This window comes from Nocardioides sp. (genome assembly GCF_031422975.1).
Classification (GTDB): Bacteria; Actinomycetota; Actinomycetes; order Propionibacteriales; family Nocardioidaceae; genus Nocardioides.
On record NZ_JANPEO010000019.1, the window covers coordinates 1 to 1749 of the forward strand.

Consider the following 1749-nt stretch of genomic DNA (forward strand, 5'->3'; position numbering starts at 1 on the left):
CTCCTCGACCCCTACGCCAAGGCGACCAGCGGCGAGATCGAGTGGGACCAGTCGCTGTTCTCCTACAACTTCGGCGAGGAGGACAGCAAGAACGACGACGACTCGGCCGCGCACATGACCCACGGCGTGGTCATCAACCCGTTCTTCGACTGGGAGGGCGACCGCCGCCTCAACATCCCCTACAACGAGTCGTTCATCTACGAGGCCCACGTGAAGGGCCTGACCCAGCTGCACCCCGACATCCCGGAGGAGGAGCGCGGGACCTACGCCGGACTCGCGCACCCGGCCGTCACCGAGCACCTGTGCAAGCTCGGCGTCACCGCCATCGAGCTGATGCCGGTCCACCAGTTCGTCCAGGACAGCACCCTGCTCGACCAGGGGCTGCGCAACTACTGGGGCTACAACACCCTCGGCTTCTTCGCGCCGCACGCCGACTACGCCGCCAACGGTGAGCACGGCCAGCAGGTGCAGGAGTTCAAGTCGATGGTCAAGGCGATGCACGCGGCCGGCATCGAGGTCATCCTCGACGTGGTCTACAACCACACGGCCGAGGGAAACCACCTCGGGCCGACGTTGAGCTTCAAGGGCATCGACAACCCTGCGTACTACCGCCTCGTCGAGGACGGCAAGCAGCACTACATGGACTACACCGGCACCGGCAACAGCCTCAACGTGCGGCACCCGCACTCGGTTCAGCTGATCATGGACTCCTTGCGCTACTGGGTCACCGAGATGCACGTCGACGGCTTCCGGTTCGACCTCGCGGCCACGCTCGCCCGTGAGTTCTTCGACGTCGACAAGCTCTCCACCTTCTTCGAGATGGTGCAGCAGGACCCGGTGGTCAGCCAGGTCAAGCTGATCGCGGAGCCGTGGGACATCGGGCCCGGCGGCTACCAGGTCGGCGGCTTCCCGCCCCAGTGGACCGAGTGGAACGGTGACTACCGCGACACGGTGCGCGACTTCTGGCGTGGCGAGCCCTCGCTGGGCGACTTCGCCTCACGACTCTCCGGCTCCTCCGACCTCTACGAGCACTCGGGTCGCCGGCCGTTCGCGAGCATCAACTTCGTCACCGCACACGACGGCTTCACGCTGCGCGACCTCGTGTCCTACAACGAGAAGCACAACGACGCCAACGGCGAGGACAACAACGACGGCGAGAGCCACAACCGCTCCTGGAACCATGGGGTGGAAGGCCCGACCGACGACCCGGAGATCCTGGAGTCGCGGGCCCGCGAGCAGCGAAACTTCATCGCCACGCTGCTGCTCAGCCAGGGCGTGCCGATGCTGCTGCACGGCGACGAGATGAGCCGGACCCAGAACGGCAACAACAACACCTACGCCCAGGACTCCGAGATCGCCTGGGTGCACTGGGACCGCGCCGACAAGCCGCTGATCGAGTTCACGGCTGCCGTGGCCAAGCTGCGCGCCAGCCACCCGACGTTCCACCGCAAGCGGTTCTTCACAGGCAAGACCGTGCGCACCGGCGACTCCGCCACGGGAGGGGAGCGGCTCAACGACATCGTCTGGCTGGCCCTCGACGGCCAGCCGATGCAGGACGACAGCTGGGAGGGTTCGAAGGCGATCGGGATGTACCTCAACGGCGACGGCATCGCCGGCAAGGACGCCCGCGGCGGCACCATCACCGACGACCACTTCCTGCTCTACTTCAACGCCGACGGACCGGCCGAGGTGACGCTGCCTCCCGACGAGTACGCCGCCGCGTGGGACGTCGTCATCGACACCGGTGGC

1 protein-coding gene is annotated in these 1749 nt (G+C 66.6%); it reads left to right on the forward strand.

Features of this window, described 5'->3' with window-relative positions; all coding sequences use genetic code 11:
- The coding region (gene glgX / locus RMO85_RS00655; protein ID WP_310525810.1) for a glycogen debranching protein GlgX at positions 1–1749 on the forward strand (1749 nt) is incomplete at both ends.